20 protein-coding genes are annotated in these 16,972 nt (G+C 74.9%); 12 read left to right on the forward strand and 8 right to left on the reverse strand.

The window, feature by feature from the left end:
* Nucleotides 1–26: 26 nt before the first annotated feature.
* The 4 genes from ACQP6G_RS04190 to ACQP6G_RS04205 all read left to right on the forward strand — a co-directional run bounded on the left by ACQP6G_RS04190 (nt 27) and on the right by ACQP6G_RS04205 (nt 3,955).
* Nucleotides 27–566 (forward strand): hypothetical protein, encoded by a 540-nt coding sequence (locus ACQP6G_RS04190; RefSeq protein WP_429762947.1) that lies wholly within the window; start codon nt 27–29, stop codon nt 564–566.
* Nucleotides 567–669: 103 nt separating this feature from the next.
* Nucleotides 670–2,121, forward strand: a complete 1,452-nt coding sequence (locus tag ACQP6G_RS04195; RefSeq protein WP_429762948.1) for a basic amino acid/polyamine antiporter — start codon at nt 670–672, stop codon at nt 2,119–2,121.
* Between the two features lie 43 nt (nt 2,122–2,164).
* Nucleotides 2,165–3,433: an arginine deiminase gene (locus ACQP6G_RS04200; protein ID WP_429762949.1), complete on the forward strand. Its 1,269-nt coding sequence runs from the start codon at nt 2,165–2,167 to the stop codon at nt 3,431–3,433.
* 57 nt (nt 3,434–3,490) lie between these two features.
* Complete coding sequence (locus ACQP6G_RS04205) at nt 3,491–3,955, forward strand: DUF2255 family protein (protein ID WP_429762950.1); 465 nt, start codon at nt 3,491–3,493, stop codon at nt 3,953–3,955.
* Here ACQP6G_RS04205 and ACQP6G_RS04210 read toward each other — a convergent pair.
* Entirely contained in the window at nt 3,952–4,641 is a 690-nt protein-coding gene (locus tag ACQP6G_RS04210; protein ID WP_429762951.1) for an ABC transporter ATP-binding protein, read from the reverse strand. The genes ACQP6G_RS04205 and ACQP6G_RS04210 overlap by 4 nt on opposite strands.
* 35 nt (nt 4,642–4,676) lie before the next feature.
* A complete protein-coding gene (locus tag ACQP6G_RS04215) occupies nt 4,677–5,774 on the reverse strand; it encodes an ABC transporter permease (protein ID WP_429762953.1) in 1,098 nt (365 codons plus the stop codon).
* A 162-nt stretch (nt 5,775–5,936) separates the two neighbouring features.
* Here ACQP6G_RS04215 and ACQP6G_RS04220 point away from each other — a divergent pair, with 162 nt between their 5' ends.
* From ACQP6G_RS04220 to ACQP6G_RS04235, 4 genes are all read left to right on the forward strand, one after another.
* Nucleotides 5,937–7,139, forward strand: coding sequence for a sensor histidine kinase (locus ACQP6G_RS04220; RefSeq protein WP_429762954.1), 1,203 nt, complete (start codon nt 5,937–5,939; stop codon nt 7,137–7,139).
* On the forward strand, nt 7,136–7,771 hold the full coding sequence (locus ACQP6G_RS04225) for a LuxR C-terminal-related transcriptional regulator (RefSeq protein ID WP_429762955.1): 636 nt from the start codon (nt 7,136–7,138) through the stop codon (nt 7,769–7,771). The genes ACQP6G_RS04220 and ACQP6G_RS04225 overlap by 4 nt, the downstream gene beginning before the upstream one ends.
* 75 nt (nt 7,772–7,846) lie before the next feature.
* Complete coding sequence (locus ACQP6G_RS04230) at nt 7,847–8,887, forward strand: S66 family peptidase (RefSeq protein ID WP_429762956.1); 1,041 nt, start codon at nt 7,847–7,849, stop codon at nt 8,885–8,887.
* A gap of 58 nt (nt 8,888–8,945) precedes the next feature.
* Nucleotides 8,946–9,500, forward strand: a complete 555-nt coding sequence (locus tag ACQP6G_RS04235) for a nuclear transport factor 2 family protein (RefSeq protein ID WP_429762957.1) — start codon at nt 8,946–8,948, stop codon at nt 9,498–9,500.
* Nucleotides 9,501–9,521: 21 nt separating this feature from the next.
* Here ACQP6G_RS04235 and ACQP6G_RS04240 read toward each other — a convergent pair whose 3' ends face one another.
* From ACQP6G_RS04240 to ACQP6G_RS04265, 6 genes are all read right to left on the reverse strand, one after another.
* The gene (locus tag ACQP6G_RS04240; protein ID WP_429762958.1) at nt 9,522–10,253 is read right to left on the reverse strand and encodes an anti-sigma factor domain-containing protein; all 732 of its coding nucleotides are present in this window, start codon (nt 10,251–10,253) and stop codon (nt 9,522–9,524) included.
* Nucleotides 10,237–10,878, reverse strand: a complete 642-nt coding sequence (locus tag ACQP6G_RS04245; RefSeq protein ID WP_429762959.1) for an RNA polymerase sigma factor — start codon at nt 10,876–10,878, stop codon at nt 10,237–10,239. Before ACQP6G_RS04245 ends, ACQP6G_RS04240 begins: the two co-directional genes overlap by 17 nt.
* Before the next feature lie 62 nt (nt 10,879–10,940).
* Nucleotides 10,941–11,633, reverse strand: a complete 693-nt coding sequence (locus ACQP6G_RS04250; RefSeq protein ID WP_429762960.1) for a class F sortase — start codon at nt 11,631–11,633, stop codon at nt 10,941–10,943.
* On the reverse strand, nt 11,630–12,538 hold the full coding sequence (locus ACQP6G_RS04255) for a DUF4397 domain-containing protein (protein WP_429762961.1): 909 nt from the start codon (nt 12,536–12,538) through the stop codon (nt 11,630–11,632). The genes ACQP6G_RS04250 and ACQP6G_RS04255 overlap by 4 nt, the downstream gene beginning before the upstream one ends.
* A 176-nt stretch (nt 12,539–12,714) precedes the next feature.
* Complete coding sequence (locus ACQP6G_RS04260) at nt 12,715–13,368, reverse strand: fasciclin domain-containing protein (protein ID WP_429762962.1); 654 nt, start codon at nt 13,366–13,368, stop codon at nt 12,715–12,717.
* Between the two features lie 130 nt (nt 13,369–13,498).
* Nucleotides 13,499–14,284 carry an isocitrate lyase/PEP mutase family protein gene (locus ACQP6G_RS04265; RefSeq protein ID WP_429762964.1) on the reverse strand — a complete coding sequence of 262 codons (786 nt, stop codon included), beginning with the start codon at nt 14,282–14,284 and terminating at the stop codon, nt 13,499–13,501.
* Between the two features lie 153 nt (nt 14,285–14,437).
* Here ACQP6G_RS04265 and ACQP6G_RS04270 point away from each other — a divergent pair, with 153 nt between their 5' ends.
* The 4 genes from ACQP6G_RS04270 (at nt 14,438) to ACQP6G_RS04285 (ending at nt 16,946) form a co-directional block, all read left to right on the forward strand.
* Complete coding sequence (locus ACQP6G_RS04270) at nt 14,438–15,247, forward strand: prolipoprotein diacylglyceryl transferase (RefSeq protein ID WP_429762965.1); 810 nt, start codon at nt 14,438–14,440, stop codon at nt 15,245–15,247.
* Nucleotides 15,244–16,149: a hypothetical protein gene (locus ACQP6G_RS04275; protein WP_429762966.1), complete on the forward strand. Its 906-nt coding sequence runs from the start codon at nt 15,244–15,246 to the stop codon at nt 16,147–16,149. The genes ACQP6G_RS04270 and ACQP6G_RS04275 overlap by 4 nt, the downstream gene beginning before the upstream one ends.
* Before the next feature lie 65 nt (nt 16,150–16,214).
* Nucleotides 16,215–16,577 carry a YidH family protein gene (locus ACQP6G_RS04280; protein WP_429762967.1) on the forward strand — a complete coding sequence of 121 codons (363 nt, stop codon included), beginning with the start codon at nt 16,215–16,217 and terminating at the stop codon, nt 16,575–16,577.
* Between the two features lie 15 nt (nt 16,578–16,592).
* A complete protein-coding gene (locus tag ACQP6G_RS04285; protein WP_429762968.1) occupies nt 16,593–16,946 on the forward strand; it encodes a DUF202 domain-containing protein in 354 nt (117 codons plus the stop codon).
* The last annotated feature ends 26 nt before the right edge of the window (nt 16,947–16,972 follow it).

Consider the following 16,972-nt stretch of genomic DNA (forward strand, 5'->3'; position numbering starts at 1 on the left):
GCCGACCACGTGCCTACGGTGCACGCATGAGCCGAAGGTCCGACAGCCGCGAGCGCCGCCGGCGTCGTCGCGACCAGCTCACGCCGGACCAGCGCGCCGACCGGCTCAAGGAGCGCGTGTACGTCACGTTCGCGGCGCTGGCCGTGGTGCTGGCGCTCCGGGGCCACGTCGAGGGCCTCGTGCCTGGTCGGGCCGCGACCACGCTGGTCATCACCGTCGTCGGCACGCTCCTCGCCGTCTTCCTCGCCGACCTCGTGTCGCACGTCGTCGTGCACAACCACCTCCCGACGCGCGCCGAGAGCCGCCACATGGTGGGCGTGGTCTCGAGTGCCGGCGGCGTCGTCGTGCTGCCGCTCGTGTTCCTGGGGGCGGCCGCGAGCGGGGCGTGGACGACGGCGGGCGCGCTCACCGCCTCGACCTACGCGCTCGTCGCGAGCCTCGGCCTCGTCGGGTACGTGGCCGTGCGGCGCGCGGCGATCCCCACGTGGCAGAAGTGGCTCCTCCTGCTGGCCGAGGTGGTGCTCGGGGTGGCGGTCGTGGGCCTCGAGGTGCTCGCGCACGGCTGAGCGAGCCGTGGCGCCGCGCGCCCGGCCGACGCGCGGACCAGGCGCGACGGTGGAACGATCGGCCGCAGCACCCGGTAGGCCCGACCTCAGGAGGACACGAGTCATGGCGCCTCAGGACACCGCGACGTCGACGGGCAGCGCGACCACGAAGGTGTCGCTCCTGACCCTCACCGCGATGGTCGTCGGGTCGATGGTAGGGGCCGGGGTGTTCTCGCTGCCGCGCCGGTTCGCGCAGGAGACGGGCGTCATGGGCGCCCTCATCGCGTGGGTCGTCGCGGGCGCGGGCATGCTGATGCTCGCGTTCGTGTTCCAGCGGCTCGCGATGCGCAAGCCCGACCTCGACGCCGGCGTCTACGCGTACGCGAAGGCGGGCTTCGGCGAGTACACGGGCTTCTTCGCGGCCGCCGGCTACTGGGCCAGCGCGTGCGTCGGGAACGTCACCTACTGGGTGCTCATCATGTCGACGCTGGGCCAGTGGGTCCCCGCCCTCGGCGCCGGGGACACGGTGCTCGCGCTCGCGCTGTCCACCGTCGGCCTGTGGCTGTTCTTCCTGCTGGTGCGGCGCGGCATCAAGGAGGCGACGGCGATCAACCGGATCGTCACCGTCGCCAAGGTCATCCCCATCATCGTCTTCGTCCTGCTGGCGCTGTTCGTCTTCGACCCCAGCGCGTTCGCGGAGAACTGGGGCGGCGCCGACTACGCGGGCTCCCTGTTCGACCAGGTGCGCGGCACCATGCTGGTGACGGTCTTCGTGTTCCTCGGCGTCGAGGGGGCGAGCGTCTACTCCCGGCACGCACGCCGGCGCGAGGACGTCGGCCGGGCCACGATCCTCGGCTTCGTGAGCGTGTTCGCCATCTTCGCGTCGGTGACGATCGTGTCGTACGGCATCATGCCGATGGCCGAGATCGCGGAGCTGCGGCAGCCGTCGATGGCGGGGGTGCTCGAGGCGGCGGTCGGCGAGTGGGGCAGCGTCTTCGTCGGCGTCGGCCTCATCATCTCCGTGCTCGGGGCGTACCTGGCGTGGACGCTCATGGCGGCGGAGGTGCTGTTCGTCGCCGCCAAGGACCGCGACATGCCGCGCTTCCTCACCCGGTCGACCGACCGCGACGTGCCCGTCAACGCGCTGCTGCTGAGCACGTCGCTGTCGCAGGTCGTGCTGATCCTCACGTACTTCTCCGAGGACGCGTTCGACTTCGCGCTCGACATGACCGCGGTCATGACGCTCATCCCGTTCCTGCTCGCCGCGCTCTACGCGGTGAAGCTGCGCGCCACGCGCGAGACCTACGACGGCGCGCCGCCGTCGACCCTGCGCGGGGACCTGGTGGTCACGGTCCTGGCGACGGTCTACACGGCCTTCCTCGTCTTCGCCGCGGGCCTGAGCCTCGTGCTGGTCTCGTTCCTCTTCTACGCGCCCGCGACGATCCTGTTCGTCATGACGCGGCGCGAGCAGGGGCGCAAGGTGTTCGCCCCCGCCGAGCTGGTGCTGTTCGTCGTCGTGGTCGCGATCGCCGTCCTCGCGGTGGTCGGCCTCGCCGCCGGCTGGATCTCGATCTGACCGTCCCCGACCTCACCGTCCGTCCGACCGAAAGGTTCTCCCCATGACCACCGCACCGTCCGCGCAGCCCGCCGCCCCGGCCCACGGCGTCCACTCGGAGGTCGGCCGGCTGCGCAAGGTGCTGGTCTGCTCGCCCGGGCTCGCCCACGAGCGGCTCACCCCCACGAACTCCGACGACCTGCTGTTCGACGACGTCATGTGGGTGGAGTCCGCGCAGCGTGACCACCTGGACTTCGTCAACAAGCTCACCAACCGGGGCGTCGAGGTGGTCGAGCTGCACGACCTGCTGGCGCAGACGATGGCGATCCCGCAGGCGCGGGACTGGCTGCTGGACCGCAAGGTGGTGCCGAACCAGGTGGGCCTCGGCCTGGTGGAGGGCACGCGGGCGTACCTCGAGTCGCTCACCGAACGGGAGCTGTCGCGCTTCCTCATCGGCGGGCTGTCGACGCACGACCTGCCCGCCGACTTCCGCAGCGACTACGTGAACCTGGCCCGCGAGTCCACCGGCACCCCCGAGTACCTGCTGCCGCCGCTGCCCAACACCCTGTACACGCGCGACACGACCTGCTGGATCTACGGCGGGCTCACGCTCAACCCGCTGTACTGGCCGGCGCGCAAGGAGGAGACGCTGCTGATGAAGGCGGTCTACTCCTTCCACCCCGAGTACGTCGGCTCGCGGGTGTGGTGGGGCGACCCGGAGCAGGAGTGGGCGCAGGCCACGATCGAGGGCGGCGACGTCATGCCCGTCGGCAACGGCACGGTGCTCGTGGGCATGAGCGAGCGGACGTCGCGGCAGGGCATCACCCAGTTCGCCAAGGCGCTGTTCGAGGGCGGCGACGTCGAGCAGGTCGTCGTCGCGGGGATGCCGCGGCTGCGCGCGGCGATGCACCTTGACACCGTGTTCACGTTCGCCGACCGCGACCTCGTCACCGTCCACCCGACGATCGTCGACGGCATCCACGCCTTCACGCTCCGGCCGTCGGACGCGGAACCCGGCGTGGAGGTCACCGACGAGGGCGACACCCCGTTCGTCGACGTCGTCGCCCGGTCGCTCGGGCTGCCGAAGCTGCGCGTCGTGGAGACGGCGGGCGACGTGTACGCCTCCGAGCGCCAGCAGTGGGACTCCGGGAACAACGCCGTCGCCCTCGAGCCCGGCGTCGTCTTCACCTATGACCGCAACACCCTGACCAACGCGGCGCTGCGCCGTGCGGGCGTCGAGGTGATCACCATCGTCGGGGCCGAGCTGGGCCGTGGGCGCGGCGGCGGGCACTGCATGACCTGCCCCATCTCGCGCGACCCGATCGATTGGTGACCGACTGACCTGCGCCCGTGCGGAATACGCGTGGCCCAGGTCACTGTTCGACCCGTCGTGACCCTCCTGACGCGCGCCGCCGCCTTCCTCCACGAGCTCGACGTCCTCGAGGCCCTCGAGGCCGCGACCGCCGTGCAGGTGGTCCTCGCGCGCGAACCCGGCCGGCCGTGGCGCGGCTGGGTGGTGCAGCTGGGTCACGACCTGTACGTGCGTGCCGCGCCGGGCGCTGCCCTGGGCACCGCCGGTCGTGCTCACCTCCAGGTCGACGACACCCGGCAGCCCGTGGTGCTCGCCGAGGTGGCCCCGGAGCTGCACGGGTTGCTCGACGACGCCTACCTGGCGAAGTACGGCCGGTGCGCGCCGGAGAAGGTCGGCGCGGTCACGTCCGACGTCGCCGCCGCCAGCACGTTCCGCGTCCGGCTCCGGCGCGCGACCTGGGGCGAGCGGATCGCCCAGGCCGTCGACGCCGGACGCCTCGCCCGGCGCGCGCGGCGTGCGCCGGAGCCCTGCCCGAGCTGCTAGGCGGGCTCGGCGACGCGTTCGAGGCGGGCGTCGAGCATCCGGACCGTGGTGTCGACGGTGGCGAGGGTCGACGCGTCGTGCGACACCAGCAGCGTCGCCGCACCGGTCTCACGGGCGAGGCCGGTGATGAGCTCCACCACCCGGGTGCCGCGTTCGTGGTCGAGCGCCGACGTCGGCTCGTCGACCAGCAGCACCTCGGGTCGGCCGACGAGGGCGCGCGCGATCGCGACGCGCTGCCGCTGACCGCCGGACAGCTGAGCGGGCCGCTTGCCCGCGTGGTCGGCCACGCCGACGGCGTCGAGCAGCTCCAGGGCCCGCGCCCGCACGCTCGACGGGCGGCGGCCCCGCAGGTGCGCATGCAGCTCCAGCTGCTCCAGCGCGGTGAGCGAGCCCAGCAGCTGCGGCGACTGGAACACCATGCCGATGCGGTCCAGGCGTGCCCGGGTCGCGTCCGCGACGCTCGTGGTGGGCGTGAAGACGACGTCGTCGCCGATGCGGACCGCGCCGCGGGTGGGGTTCGTCAGCCCGGCGGCCACGGCCAGCAGGCTGGACTTGCCCGCCCCCGACGGGCCGAGCAGGGCTGTCGTCGTGCCGGCCGGGACGGCGAGGTCGACGTCGTCCACGGCGGTGAGCGTGCCGTCGCCGTCGGGGTAGACGAGGGTGATGCGGTCGAGGTGCAGGTCCATCGGGATCCTCCTGTGTGCTGTCTGTGCGAGCGATGTCAGCGCGCCGCGAGCGCGGCGTGCGGGTCGATGCGGGTGATGCGGGCGATCGAGACGGCGGCGCCCGCCAGGCCGAGCAGCACCAGGGCGGCGGCCGGCACCAGCGTCGTCGCGGCCGTCACGACCACCGGGACGACGTCCGGCAGCAGCGACGCCCCCGCGACCGTGAGGCCGGTGCCCACCGCCACGCCGCCGACCAGCAGCACCGCCGCCTGCCCGAGCGCGTCGCGCAGCAGGTAGCGGGTCGAGGCCCCGAGCGCCTTGAGCACCGCGACGTCGCCCGAGCGGCCGATCGTCCAGACGGTGAAGAACGCGCCCACCACCAGCGCGGAGATGACCAGCAGGAAAGCCTGCATCGTCGACAGCGACGTGTTCTCGCCGGCGAACGACGCCACCGCCGAGCGTGCGTCCGACGTCGTGACCGTCGTCGTGCCGAGCGTGGCGTCCGCGCCGGCCAGGTCGGCGTCGGCCACTCCGTCGTCGGCCGTGGTGAGTGCGACGACGGTCGCGACGTCGTCGTCGCCGGTCGCGCCGCGCGCGCCGACCGCCTGCCAGTCGTCGAGCGTGGTCCACACGACCGGCGTGTGCGAGAACGACTCGTCGGCGTCGACCGTCGCGGCGACCGTGAGCTTGGCGCCGCCGAGCGTGACCGTGTCGCCGGTGCTCGCGTCGAGCGCGTCCGCCGCTCCGGGCGTGAGCACCACCGTGCCGGGGTCGACGTCGACCCCGCCCGGCACGAGGCCCGAGCCGTCCGTCACGCCCAGCGCGGTGACGGACGCCGTCGTGCTGTCCGAGCCGGCGCGCGTCGTCGCGAGGCCCAGCGGCTCGGCCGACTCCACGCCGGGCACGTCGGCCCAGCCCTCCCACTGGTCGCTCGTCACGCGGGACGCCGTGAACTCGGGCGAGTCGCCGGCGGTGGGCATCGAGAACGCGAGGTGGTCGGCGGGCAGGTCGGTGACCGCCGACGTCGACTCGCGGGCCAGGCCCGCCGTCAGGGACGCGAGGAACGTGACCAGGAAGGTGATCAGCACGATCACCACGGACATGAGGACGAAGCGGCCACGAGCGTGGCGCAGGTCGCGCAGGGCGACGAACACGGGAGGACCTCCGAGGTCGAGGGGACGGGGTTGACTCCAGCCTCTGTGGCACGCCGCCCGCGATCATCGGGACCCGGGGTGATCCTGCGGCGTCGAAGGGTGGCCCCCGCGCTCCACCTTTCGGACGATGCGCCGGCGCGCCGCGCGGCTACCGTGGATCGGGTGATCCACCGCCCCCAGCCGTCGGCGACGCGCGCCCTGATCCTGGGGCTCGACGTCCTGCTCGCGGCGCTCGCCGTGGTCGCCGTCGTGCAGGCCCCGCCCGGGCGGACGTGGCCGTCTGTCGTGGTGGCCACGGTGCTCGTCGCCGTGTACGTCGCGGGGCGCCGGGCGGTGCGGGTGCACGACCGGGCCGTCGACACCCCGCGCGGCGCCTGGTGGCCGGACTCCGCGTGGATCGCCGCCCTCGTGGTCCCGTGGGTGGTGCTGCTGTGGCTCTCGCCCGCCGCCCTCTGGCTCGCCTTCCCTCTGATGATCCTGCAGATGCACGTGCTCGGGCCGCACCGCGGCGTCCTCGCCGTGGGTGTCACGACGGCGCTCGCCGTCGCCGAGGGCCTCCTGGTGCAGGCCGACGCCGACGACCCGTGGACCGGGTTCGTGCTCGGCCCCGTGCTGGGTGCCGCCGTGGCGGTGGGCGTCGTGCTGGGCATCGAGGCGTTCGTGCGCGAGTCGCAGACGCGGCAGCGGACCGTGGACGAGCTGACCCAGGTGCGCCAGCACCTCGCCCAGGCCGAGCGGGAGCGGGCCGTCACCGAGGAGCGGGCCCGCCTGGCGCGCGACATCCACGACACCCTCGCCCAGTCGCTGTCCGCGATCGAGCTGCTCCTGCGGGCCGCAGACGACGCCGTCGGCACCGACGACGCGAGGGCCCGAGACCTCGTCGGCCAGGCCCGCGGCGCCGCCCGCGACAGCCTCGCCGAGGCGCGCCGCGTCGTGCAGGACCTCACGCCGCCCGACCTCGACCGCACCACCCTCGTCGCCGCGCTGCGCCGTGTGGCGGCGCGGCAGCCGCTGGACGTGTCCGTGCGCACCGCCGGCGACGTCCGGCCCCTGCCCGTGCCCGTCGAGACGGCGCTGCTGCGCGTCGCCCAGTCCGCGCTCGCCAACGTGGCGCAGCACTCGGGTGCAGGTCGTGCCCGGCTCACGCTCACCTACGAGCGGGACACCGTCACCCTCGACGTCGTGGACGACGGTCGCGGCTTCGACCCGGAGGCCGTCGCGCGTGCCGCGGGGGCCACCGGGCGCGGCTTCGGGCTGCCGTCAGTCCGGTCGCGGGCGCAGGAGCTGGGTGGCAGCGTCGCGCTCGAGACGTCGCCGGGCGCGGGCACCGCCCTGGCGGTCACGCTGCCGGTGGAGGTGCCATGATCGACGTCGTGCTCGCGGACGACCACCCCGTGGTGCGCGCCGGGCTGCGGGCCGTGGTGGACGGGCAGCCGGACATGCGCGTCGTGCACGAGACCGGCACCGCCGAGGACCTCCTCGCCTGGCTCGACGACGGCGGGCGGGCCGACGTCGTCCTGCTCGACCTGCGGTTCGGCGACGCCGGCCCGGGCGGGACCCGGCTCGGCGGCGCCGAGGCGACCGGCACCGTGGTGCACCGGCACGCGACGCCGGTGCTCGTCGTCACCACCTACGGCACGGACGCCGACATCCTCGCCGCCGTCGAGGCGGGGGCCACCGGCTACCTGCTCAAGGACGCGCCCACGGAGGAGCTGGCCCGCGCCATCCGCTCCGCCGCGGCGGGCGAGGTCACCCTCGGGGCCGACGTGCAGCGACGGCTCCTCGGCCGCATGCGGTCGCCGGGCGAGGCGCTCAGTGCCCGCGAGCTCGAGGTGCTGCGCCTCGTCACGGCCGGCCGCTCCAACGACGCCATCGCGCGCGAGCTCTTCGTCTCCGTCGCGACCGTGAAGTCCCACCTGGCGCACATCAACACCAAGCTGGGCACCCAGTCGCGCACCGAGGCCGCCGCCGTCGCCCGCGAGCGCGGGATGCTCTAGCGGCGCGTGCCGCGAGCGACTGCCAACAGCGGAATCCCGTTGCCCGGCGTCACCCGGCTCGGGCAGAGTCCGGCCATGACGATCCGCTACCCGCGCCCCCTCCGTCCCGGCGACACGATCGGCGTCACCGCGCCGTCTGCCGGCGTCGTCCCCGCCCTCCAGGAGCGGCTGCTGCACGCCGCCGACGTCGTGCGCGCGAAGGGCTACGACGTGCGGCTCGGCGAGACGCCCACCGGCGAGGGGATCGTCAGCGCGCCGGCGGAGGTGCGCGCGGCCGAGGTCACCGCGATGCTCACGGACCCGGCGGTGCGCGCCGTCGTGCCGCCGTGGGGCGGGGAGCTGGCGACGGACCTGCTGGGCCGCCTCGACTGGGACGTCCTCGGCGCGGACCCGACGTGGCTGGTCGGGTTCTCGGACGTCTCGACCCTCATGCTGCCGTTGACGCTGCGCACCGGCGTCGCGACGCTGCACGGTCAGAACCTCATGGACACCCCCTACGACGTGCCGGAGGGCATCGTCGGCTGGTGGGACGTCGCCGCGTCGGCGCAGGACGGCGGGGCGCTGGCGCAGCGCTCGCCGCGCCGGTTCCGCTCGTCGGGCTGGGACGACTACGAGAACGAGCCGGAGGTGTCGACGTGGACGCTCGACGCCGCCGGCTCCTGGCTGCGGCTCGACGGGGAGGACCCGGGCGCGCCGGTCGACGTCCAGGGGCGGCTGATCGGCGGCTGCCTGGAGACCGTCTCGCTGCTCGCGGGCACGCCGTACGGCGACGTGGCCCGGTTCGCGGCGGAGCACGCGCCGGAGGGCCTGGTCGTGTACCTGGACATCCTCGAGTGGGAGGCGCTCGAGGTCGGCCGGGCCCTGTGGGCGATGCGGCACGCGGGCTGGTTCGACGCGGCGCGCGCGGTGCTGGTGAGCCGCACGCACGCGCCGGACTCGGACGGCTTCACCCAGCGCGACGCCGTCCGGGACGCGCTGGGCGACCTGGGGATCCCGCTGCTCGCGGACGTCGAGTGCGGGCACGTGCCGCCGTACCTCGCGCTGGTGAACGGTGCGCTCGCGCGCGTGCAGCACGGGCCCGAGGAGTCGGTGATCACCCAGCGGCTCGTGCCATGACCCTCACGCTGCTCGGCGACCACCGCGACCACCCCAGCCACCGGAGCTCGACGCCCTCGTGCCGCGCCTCGCGGACGAGCTCGGCATCGAGGCCGAGCGGGTGCCCACCGACGCGCCGTTCGACGTGCGCGCCTACGACGGGATCTGGCTCGTCCCCGGCCCGCTCGTGAGCCCGTCGCCCTGGGGAGACGATCGGATCGACGGTGCGACGGGGGAGGGCAGGATGGGCGGCGATGACGAGCCCGGCGCGTCGGCGGCGTTCGCGGCGCTGCTGCGCGACTGGGGTGCCGCGATCGTGGCCAACGACGCGCCTGCGATCGACCGGTTCCTCGACCCGGGCTGGACCCTCGTCGGGACGGACGGCGCGGTGCAGGACCGTGCCGGCTTCCTCGGCCTCGTGGCATCGGGGGAGCTGGTGCACACCCGGATGTCGGCGGAGCTGGTGTCGGTGCGCGTGCACGACGGCGTCGCGGTCACGCTGGCCCGCGGGGTCTCCGCGGGCGCGTGGTGCGGGGCGCCGTTCCGGGACGAGGAGTGGTCGGTGGACACGTTCGTGCGGCAGGGCTCCGGGTGGCGCTGCGTCCATACCGTCGTGGTGCCGGCGTCTCGGTAGGGGCCGGGGGCGCCGTCAGGTTCAGGTCGCGAGCGAGCCGCGGACCACCGAGTCGCTGGAGTGCGCGGGGTCGCCGTCGAGGGGCTCCTCCGAGACGTCCACCACGGAGTATGCGGCGAGGTCGAGCCCCTCCGGGACGTCGAACCGTCCTTCGCCGCTCTCGAGCACACCGAGGCTCACCAGACCGCTGACGTCGGGCGTGAGCAGCCACACCTCCCGGTACGTCCCCTCGGGCGCGGGGGCGTCGACCGAGACGACGATCTCGCGGCGCCCGTCCGCCGTGGTGCGCAGCACCGCCTCGCCCGAGGACCCCGCCCAGTCGGGCAGCGGGTCGAGCGTCGCGCTGGCGACCGTCGTCTCCGCCGGCTCGAGGGTGCGCCGTTCCCACAGGACGCCGCCGACGAGCCCGAGGACCAGGGCCGTGCACGCCGCGACGAGAGCGGGCACCCAGGAGCGTCGCGCCCGCCGGGCCGCGAGCTGGTCGGTCACCGGGGCGGGGGCCTGGTCCGGGGGCTGGCTCGCGGGCACGTCCCTGAGCCCCAGCTCCGCGTGGACGCGCGCCCAGACCTCCGGGCCCGGGGGGACCAGCTCGGGCGCGGTGCCCGGGGCGCGCATGCGGGCGGACACCCGCTCCAGGTCCCGCACCGTCGCGGCGCAGGCAGGGCAGCCGGCGAGGTGGTCGCGCTGCGCCGGGTCGAGCACGTCCTCGCCGAGCGCGCAGAGCGCGAGCGTCTCGTCATCGATGTGCGGCACCGTCCACCTCCAATCGGTCGCGCAGCCGGATCAGGCTTCGTCGGACGTGACTCTTGACGGTACCGAGCGGCAGGTCGAGCTCCTGGGCGATCTGGACGTGGGTCAGGCCCCGGAAGAACGCGAGGCGCAGGATGGTCCCGGCGGGGTCGCCGAGCATCCGGAGCTCGTCGTCGAGGACGATCCTGTCGGCCACCTCGTCGACCGGTGACTCGGCGGGCGGTCCGCCCGGCGCGGCCTGGCGGACGGCGTCCTGGGACCGCCGCGCCCGGGCACGGGCCTCGTGGGCGTCCGCGACGGCGTGCCGGGTGATCCCGACCAGCCACGCCGGGAGCCTGGACCGCTCGGGGTCGTAGCGGTGCCGTCCGCGCCACGCCGAGACGAAGACCTGCTGCGTGACGTCCTCCGCGTCGGCGCGCGAGCCCAGCGACCGGAGCGCGATCGTGTGCACCAGCGCCGACCACTGCCGGAAGGCCTCCGCGAGCGCGGCCTCGTCGCCGTCGGCGAACCGTCGCCCCAGGCGCTGCACGTCGAGACCCGCGTCGTCGAGCTCGGCGTCGTCGCGCTTCAGGGCGTGTCCTCGAAGTGGGTCAGCGGCCGCGGCAGACGGTCGACCGCGGTGGGGCACGGCCGATCGTACGGCCGCCGGGGTGGGCGGGCCACCGGGTCGGGGAGCGCTGCGAGGCGCCCTCATCCCCGGAGGACCGCGGTCACCACGACGTTCTCCGTGTACGACCGGGCGCGGGCGTCCCACGCGCCGCCGCACGTCACCAGGACGAGGCGGGGTGGACCCGCCCGGTCGAAGACGTCGTCCGGGACGAGCGTGGCCTTCGCCGTGGCCTCGGTCCGTTCCACTGTGTAGGTGTAGGTGCCGCCGTCCGCCGTGCGTACGCGGGCGGTGGCACCGGGTTCGGCGGCCGCGAGGCGGGCGAAGGGGCCCACCTTCTCGGCGTCGTCGACGTGCGCGGCGACGACCGTCGCGCCACCGTCGCTGGCGGGCGCCGCCCCGAACCGGTACCAGCCGGCGACGTCGGCGGAGCCCGGTAGGTCCATCCGGCCCCGGTCGTCCACGCCGACGGCGCGGACGCGGACGTCGATGCCCAGCGCGGGAACCTCGACACGGGTCGGCGCCGGCGGGGCCGGCGGGGGGACGTCGCGCGCCGGCCGGACGGGCGCGAGGGCGACGGCCGGGGTGGGCGGGACCTCGGGCACCGCCGCCGTCGTGTCGGCCGCCTGCGGGGGTGCGTCCGGCGTTGCGGCCGGCCGGTACGCGCTGGGGCCCGGGGCACAGGCGGACAGGGCGAGCGCGAGCGCGACCGCCGTGGTGCGGGCGGCGGCGGTGCCGACCGCCCGCACCACGGCGGAGCGTGCGTGCGACGTCATCGGCGGGTCGAGCCCGGCCGGTGAGCGTGCTCGCGCGCGTGCAGCCGTGCCGCCCGGACGAGCTCGTATCCCGCGATCGCGAGGAACATGACCACCAGCGCGCTGCCGACCAGGAGGGCGGCGGTGCTGAACCCGCTGCTGGGGGCCTCGAACCCGGACGTGGCGTCGGCCGCGAGACCGGACATCCCGGCGGGCACGCCGTCGGGAGAGGAGTGGAGCCCGTCCACCGTCTGCGTGGCCAGCGCGAGGGTGCCGTCGTCCAGGCTGCCCCAGGCGTACGCGATGGTGTTGACCCCCTCTGCGACCTCGACGTCCGTCGGCCCGAGCACCGGTTCCGTGGTGCCGGCCGCGGCCACGGCGGCAGAGACCGTTCCCGCCGGGAGGTCGAGGCTCTGCTCGTCGGGGTTCTCCAGCCCGCTGATCACCGGCTCGCCGCCGGCGAGGACGTCCACGGCCGGCGCCGCGGCGACGTGCCGGACGGTGAGGCGGCCCTCGCCGGCCGCCGTCGCCGACATGTCGTTGGTGAAGAGCGTGGCGGTCGGGCCGCCGTCGGCGTCCAGGTGGGCGACCGCGGTGTAGTTGCCGCCCGCCTCGAGCTCCAGGTCGACCGGCCCGATCACGGGGTCGCTCGTGTCCTCGGCGTCGGGCGCGGTGATCGCGACGGTGTACGTCCCCGCGGGCAGGTCGAGCGGTCCCGCCATGTCGCCGGGCTCGAAGTCGTCGACGGTGAGCTCGTCGTCGACCCACACGTCGACGGGGGTGTCGGGGACGCCGTGCATCACCGACAGCACCGCGCCGTCCTCGGCCGCGGCGGCGGCCGGGACGAGCCCGACCGCGGAGAGTCCCAGTGCTGCGAAGGCGGTCACCCCGACGAGTGCGGCGCTGCGCCGTGCGGTGCGTTCCATGGTGCCTCCCGGTGTCGTGGCCCTCGGGCCGTGTCCGTGCTGACACCTCTTGTTCCGGCTCGGAGCCGTCCGCGGATGCAATCTTGTTGAGATTTGTATTTCTAGCCTTGCTAGCAGATGTGCGGACAAGCGCGAGGGCCCCGCCGGCATCCCGGCGAGGCCCTCGGCGCTCGCGGTCAGAGGTCCAGCGGCCGGAGCACCGCGCTGATGCCGTGGGCGATCTGCACGTTGCCCTTGTTGAGGTCGAGCTTGCTCCGGACGAGGAACGGGTCGACGTCGTTGCGGTCCCGGTCGATGAGCCGCACCAGCGGCACCCACCGGCTCAGGACGTCGACCCGGAACGTCGCACCCTGCGCGGTCGTCAGGCGGGCCCCGTCGGAGCGCAGCGCCTGCCGGGCGTCGATCGTGGCGCCGGGCACGACGTGGTAGAGCAGCACCTGCTCGACGGCGTCGACCCCTGCCGCGGCCACGACCCGGCGCAGCACGCCCTCCTCCGTGCGCTCCCAGCGGTGGGTGAGGTCGAACGCCAGGAGCTGGAACGCACGGTCGTTCGGCAGGAACGCCGTGAGGGGGACCGTGCCGTCGGCCAGCACGGCGACAGGGCTGTCCGGCTTGGCCTCCAGCACCGCCGCGACCGCCTGGTCGACCACGTCGAAGTCGTACCAGTTGCGGTCGAAGGTGTCGCCGTCGGAAGCCAGCACCGCGGCCAGGCTGGTCGTCCCCGCGGGCGGGGCCGCCGTGGCGGTGGTCGCGGCTGCGGTGCCCAGCAGGCCCAGGGCGGCCACGCACACGGCACCCCAGGCGGTCCGGGTAGCGGTTCGAAGCTTCATCGTCATCGACTCCTTCGGGTCCACAGGGCGCGGCCTCGGGCGGCCGCGAGGTACGGGTGCACCTGCCTGCTCTTCGCCCGTCGGCGCGGCCCCGGATGCACCCTCCTGCGGACGGCGCCCCCGGCCCTGCTCAGGAGCGGAACGCCGCACCCATGACGTCGCGCACCGGCCCCGTGCGGTCGAGGAAGCCGACGCCGCCGGCCTGGAGCTCGCGGGCGGCGTCGACCAGGGCGGACAGGGCGTTCCACGCGAACGTGCCGCCGACGGAGATGCGTGCGATCCCGGCGTCGGCCAGCTCGGCGGGCGTGGGACCGCCCGCGACGAGCAGCGCGTTGACGGGCCGGTCGACCTCGCGGCAGACGGTGGCGATCGCGGCGGCGTCGCGCAGCCCCGGCGCGTACAGCACGTGGGCGCCGGCCTCCTGGTAGGCCTGCAGCCGCGCGATCGTGTCGGCGAGGTCGTCCCGCCCGTACAGGTGGTTCTCGCAGCGGGCCGTGAGCACCAGGTCGCCGGCAGCCTCGGCCGCGGCGGCCACGCGCTCGACGGCGAGGCCCCGGTCGTACACCGGCTCGTCGTCCCGGCCGGTGGCGTCCTCGACGGAGGCGCCGGCCACTCCGGCGTCGCGGGCGTCCGCGACGGTGCGGGCGACGTCGGCGGGGGAGTCGGCGAAGCCGTTCTCCAGGTCCGCGCTCACGGGCACGTCGACGGCGGCCGCGAGCGCGGCGGCGTGCGCGAGCGCCTCGTCCCGGGTGACGGCGCCGTCGGGCCGGCCGAGCGTCGCGGCGAACCCGCTGCTCGTCGTCGCGACGGCGGTGAAGCCGAGGGCGGCGAGGATCCGCGCGGACCCGGCGTCCCACGCGTTCGGCAGCAGGAGCGGGTCGCCGGGGCGGTGCAGGGCGAGGAAGTCGGCGCGCATGCCGGGCACGCTACCGACGGGCGCCGACACGGTGGTGAGGTCGGAACGCGGTATCAGCGCAGATCGCGCGCTCTCTCCACGGGTAGGACGACGCGCGGCACCGCGGAGTCCTCTGACCGCGACGACGCGGCCCGGTTCTTCCGGGAGGGCGAGATGAGACGAGGTCTGGGCGCTCTGGCAGTCCTGCTGGTCCTGGCGACGACCGCGTGCGGGGACGGCGGAGAGCTGCCCGACGCGGACGCGGGCGCCACGGAGCCGCCCGCGACGACGTCCGAGGCCGCGCGGCCCGGCGACGAGGGCGACGGCGGCAGCAGGGACGACGACGGCGACGGGAACGATGCGGGCGAGGACCTCGAGGAACCGCTGCCGCAGGCGGGCGGCGCCGCCCAGGCCGACCTCCCCGGCCTCCTCATGGGCGGTCAGGACTTCGTGCTCGTCGGCGACGCGTGGTGCGGTCTCGCCTCGATCCAGACGAACGGGGTGCCCGAGGGCGTGACCGTGGAGATCGAGCGGGTGTCGGTCCTGACCGCGGGCGCTGCGCTGGCGAGCTCGGACTGCGGTGAGCCGCCCTGCGTCGGCGAGCCGCTCGCGCCGGGCACCCTCTCGTGCTGGGTCGCCGTGCGGCCGCCCGACCCCGGGACGGAGCTGGTCGACGTCTCGTTCGCCGCGAGCGCCACCTGCCCCACCCAGCGGCAGTGCGACGAGTTCAAGGCGGCGATGACGCTCCACACCGTCTGGTCGATGTGCCACCCGCCCGACGACGTCGTGTACGACTGCGACCCGGCGAGCGACGAGTCCTCCGAGGCACCGACGGAGGAGTCCGGCGAGCCGGAGACCGGGGAGCCGAGCGAGGCGCCGGAGAACGAGGTGACCGAGACGCCGGAGGAGGTCACGCAGGAACCGGCCGACGAGCCGGCCGACGAGCCCGCCGACGAGCCCACCGAGGAACAGGTCCTTCCGTGACCCAGCAGCCGTCACCGCCGGCGCACGAACCGAGCGTCCTGGCGCGCGTCTGGTCGGTGCTGGGCACGGTGGTCGCCCCGGCGACGTTCGTCACGGCGATCCTGTTCTACTTCGGCTACGTCACGACCCGCGCGCAGTACCTGTACTTCGGCGTGGACGTCGACCTGCTCGGGTACAGCACGCAGGAGTTCGTCATGCGCAGCCCGCAGCCGCTCCTGGTGCCGATGCTCGCGGTGCTGCTCGTGGGGGCGGGGCTGGTGCTCGCGGACGCGGCGCTGCGGCGGAGGCTCGCCGGCGCCCCGGCTCCGGTGGCGCACCGCTGGACGCTCGGGCTGACGGTCGGCGGCGCCGTCGTGCTGGCGGTCGGCGTGACGCTGGTCGTGGCCTATCCGGCGCTCGCGGCCTGGGTCCCGTACCCGTTGGTGACCCCGCTGGTGATCGGCGTCGGGTCGGCGGGCCTCGCGTACGGCCTCACCTGGTCCCACCGCAGGCGGGGCACGGGACCGGACGCCGGGCCGACGGCGGGCACCGACCCCGCACGGACGGCCGTCCTGCTGCTGGTCCTCACGGTGGTCGCCGCGCTCTTCTGGGCCACCGGCACGGTGGCCGAGTGGACGGGACGCGGTCAGGCCAAGGCGCTCGCCCGCGACCTGGGCAGCCTGCCCGCCGTCGTCGTCGACACCCCGCAGCAGCTGCAGGTGGGCGACCCGGCAGTGGTGGAGGAGGGTCTCGCGGCCGGGGACGGCGAGTACCGGTACCGCTACCGCGGCCTGCGGCTGCTGGTCGAGGGCGGAGACGCCCTCTTCCTCGTCCCCGACAGGTGGTCGCCGCACGGGTCGACGCTGGTGGTGCCGCTCGACGACGTCCGCGTGAAGCTCCGGTTCGTCAACGACCCGCCCTGAGCGCTCCCGCTCCTCCTGCGGGAGGATGTCGGCAGCACCCGCAGAGATGAAGGAGGCACGTCGACGTGAGCCGCGAGCGTTTCCCACGCTGGGTCTACGAGAGGGGCTCGGAGCCCGACCCGCGGTTCTCGCTGGCCAACGAGCGCACCATCCTCGCGTGGCTCCGGACGGCCCTGGGGCTGATCGCCGGCGGCACGGCGCTCGAGGCGCTGGACCTGCCGATGGAGCCGCACCTGCGCCTCACGTCTGCGATCGTGCTGCTCGTGGCGGGCGCCGTCGTGCCGGTCGCGGGGGCGGTCGAGTGGGCCCGCTCCGAGCGCGCCATGCGGGAGCACGGCCCGCTGCCGGGCGCGATCACCGGGTTCGTGCTGGTCGTGACCATCACCGTCGTGGGCATCCTCGTGCTGCTCGCCCTGCTGCTGCACTGACGGGACGGCGCCGACATGACCGACCGCCCCGACCCGCCGCTCGTCGGCCCCGAGCGCGACCGCGGCCTCCAGGCCGAGCGGACGGCGCTCGCGTGGCGACGCACGCTGCTCTCCTTCACCGCGGCGTGCGCGGTGGCGTGGCAGACGCTGCCGGGCGTGGACGGTGCGACGTCGTTCCTCCTCGCCGCCGCCGTCGGGCTGGTGCTCACGCCTCCGCTGTGGTGGTTCGCCCAGCGGCACGCCCGCCACACCCACCGGCATCTCGACACGGCCGAGCCGCGCCTCCGCCACGGGCGGCGGATCGTGCTGATGTGCGCGGGCACGGCCCTGCTCGGCCTCGCCGGGCTGGTGGCGGTCGTCGTCTTCTGACGGCGGGCGGGCGCGCGGAGTCTGCT

It is taken from the genome of Isoptericola nanjingensis, from assembly GCF_050311635.1.
Classification (GTDB): Bacteria; Actinomycetota; Actinomycetes; order Actinomycetales; family Cellulomonadaceae; genus Isoptericola; species Isoptericola nanjingensis.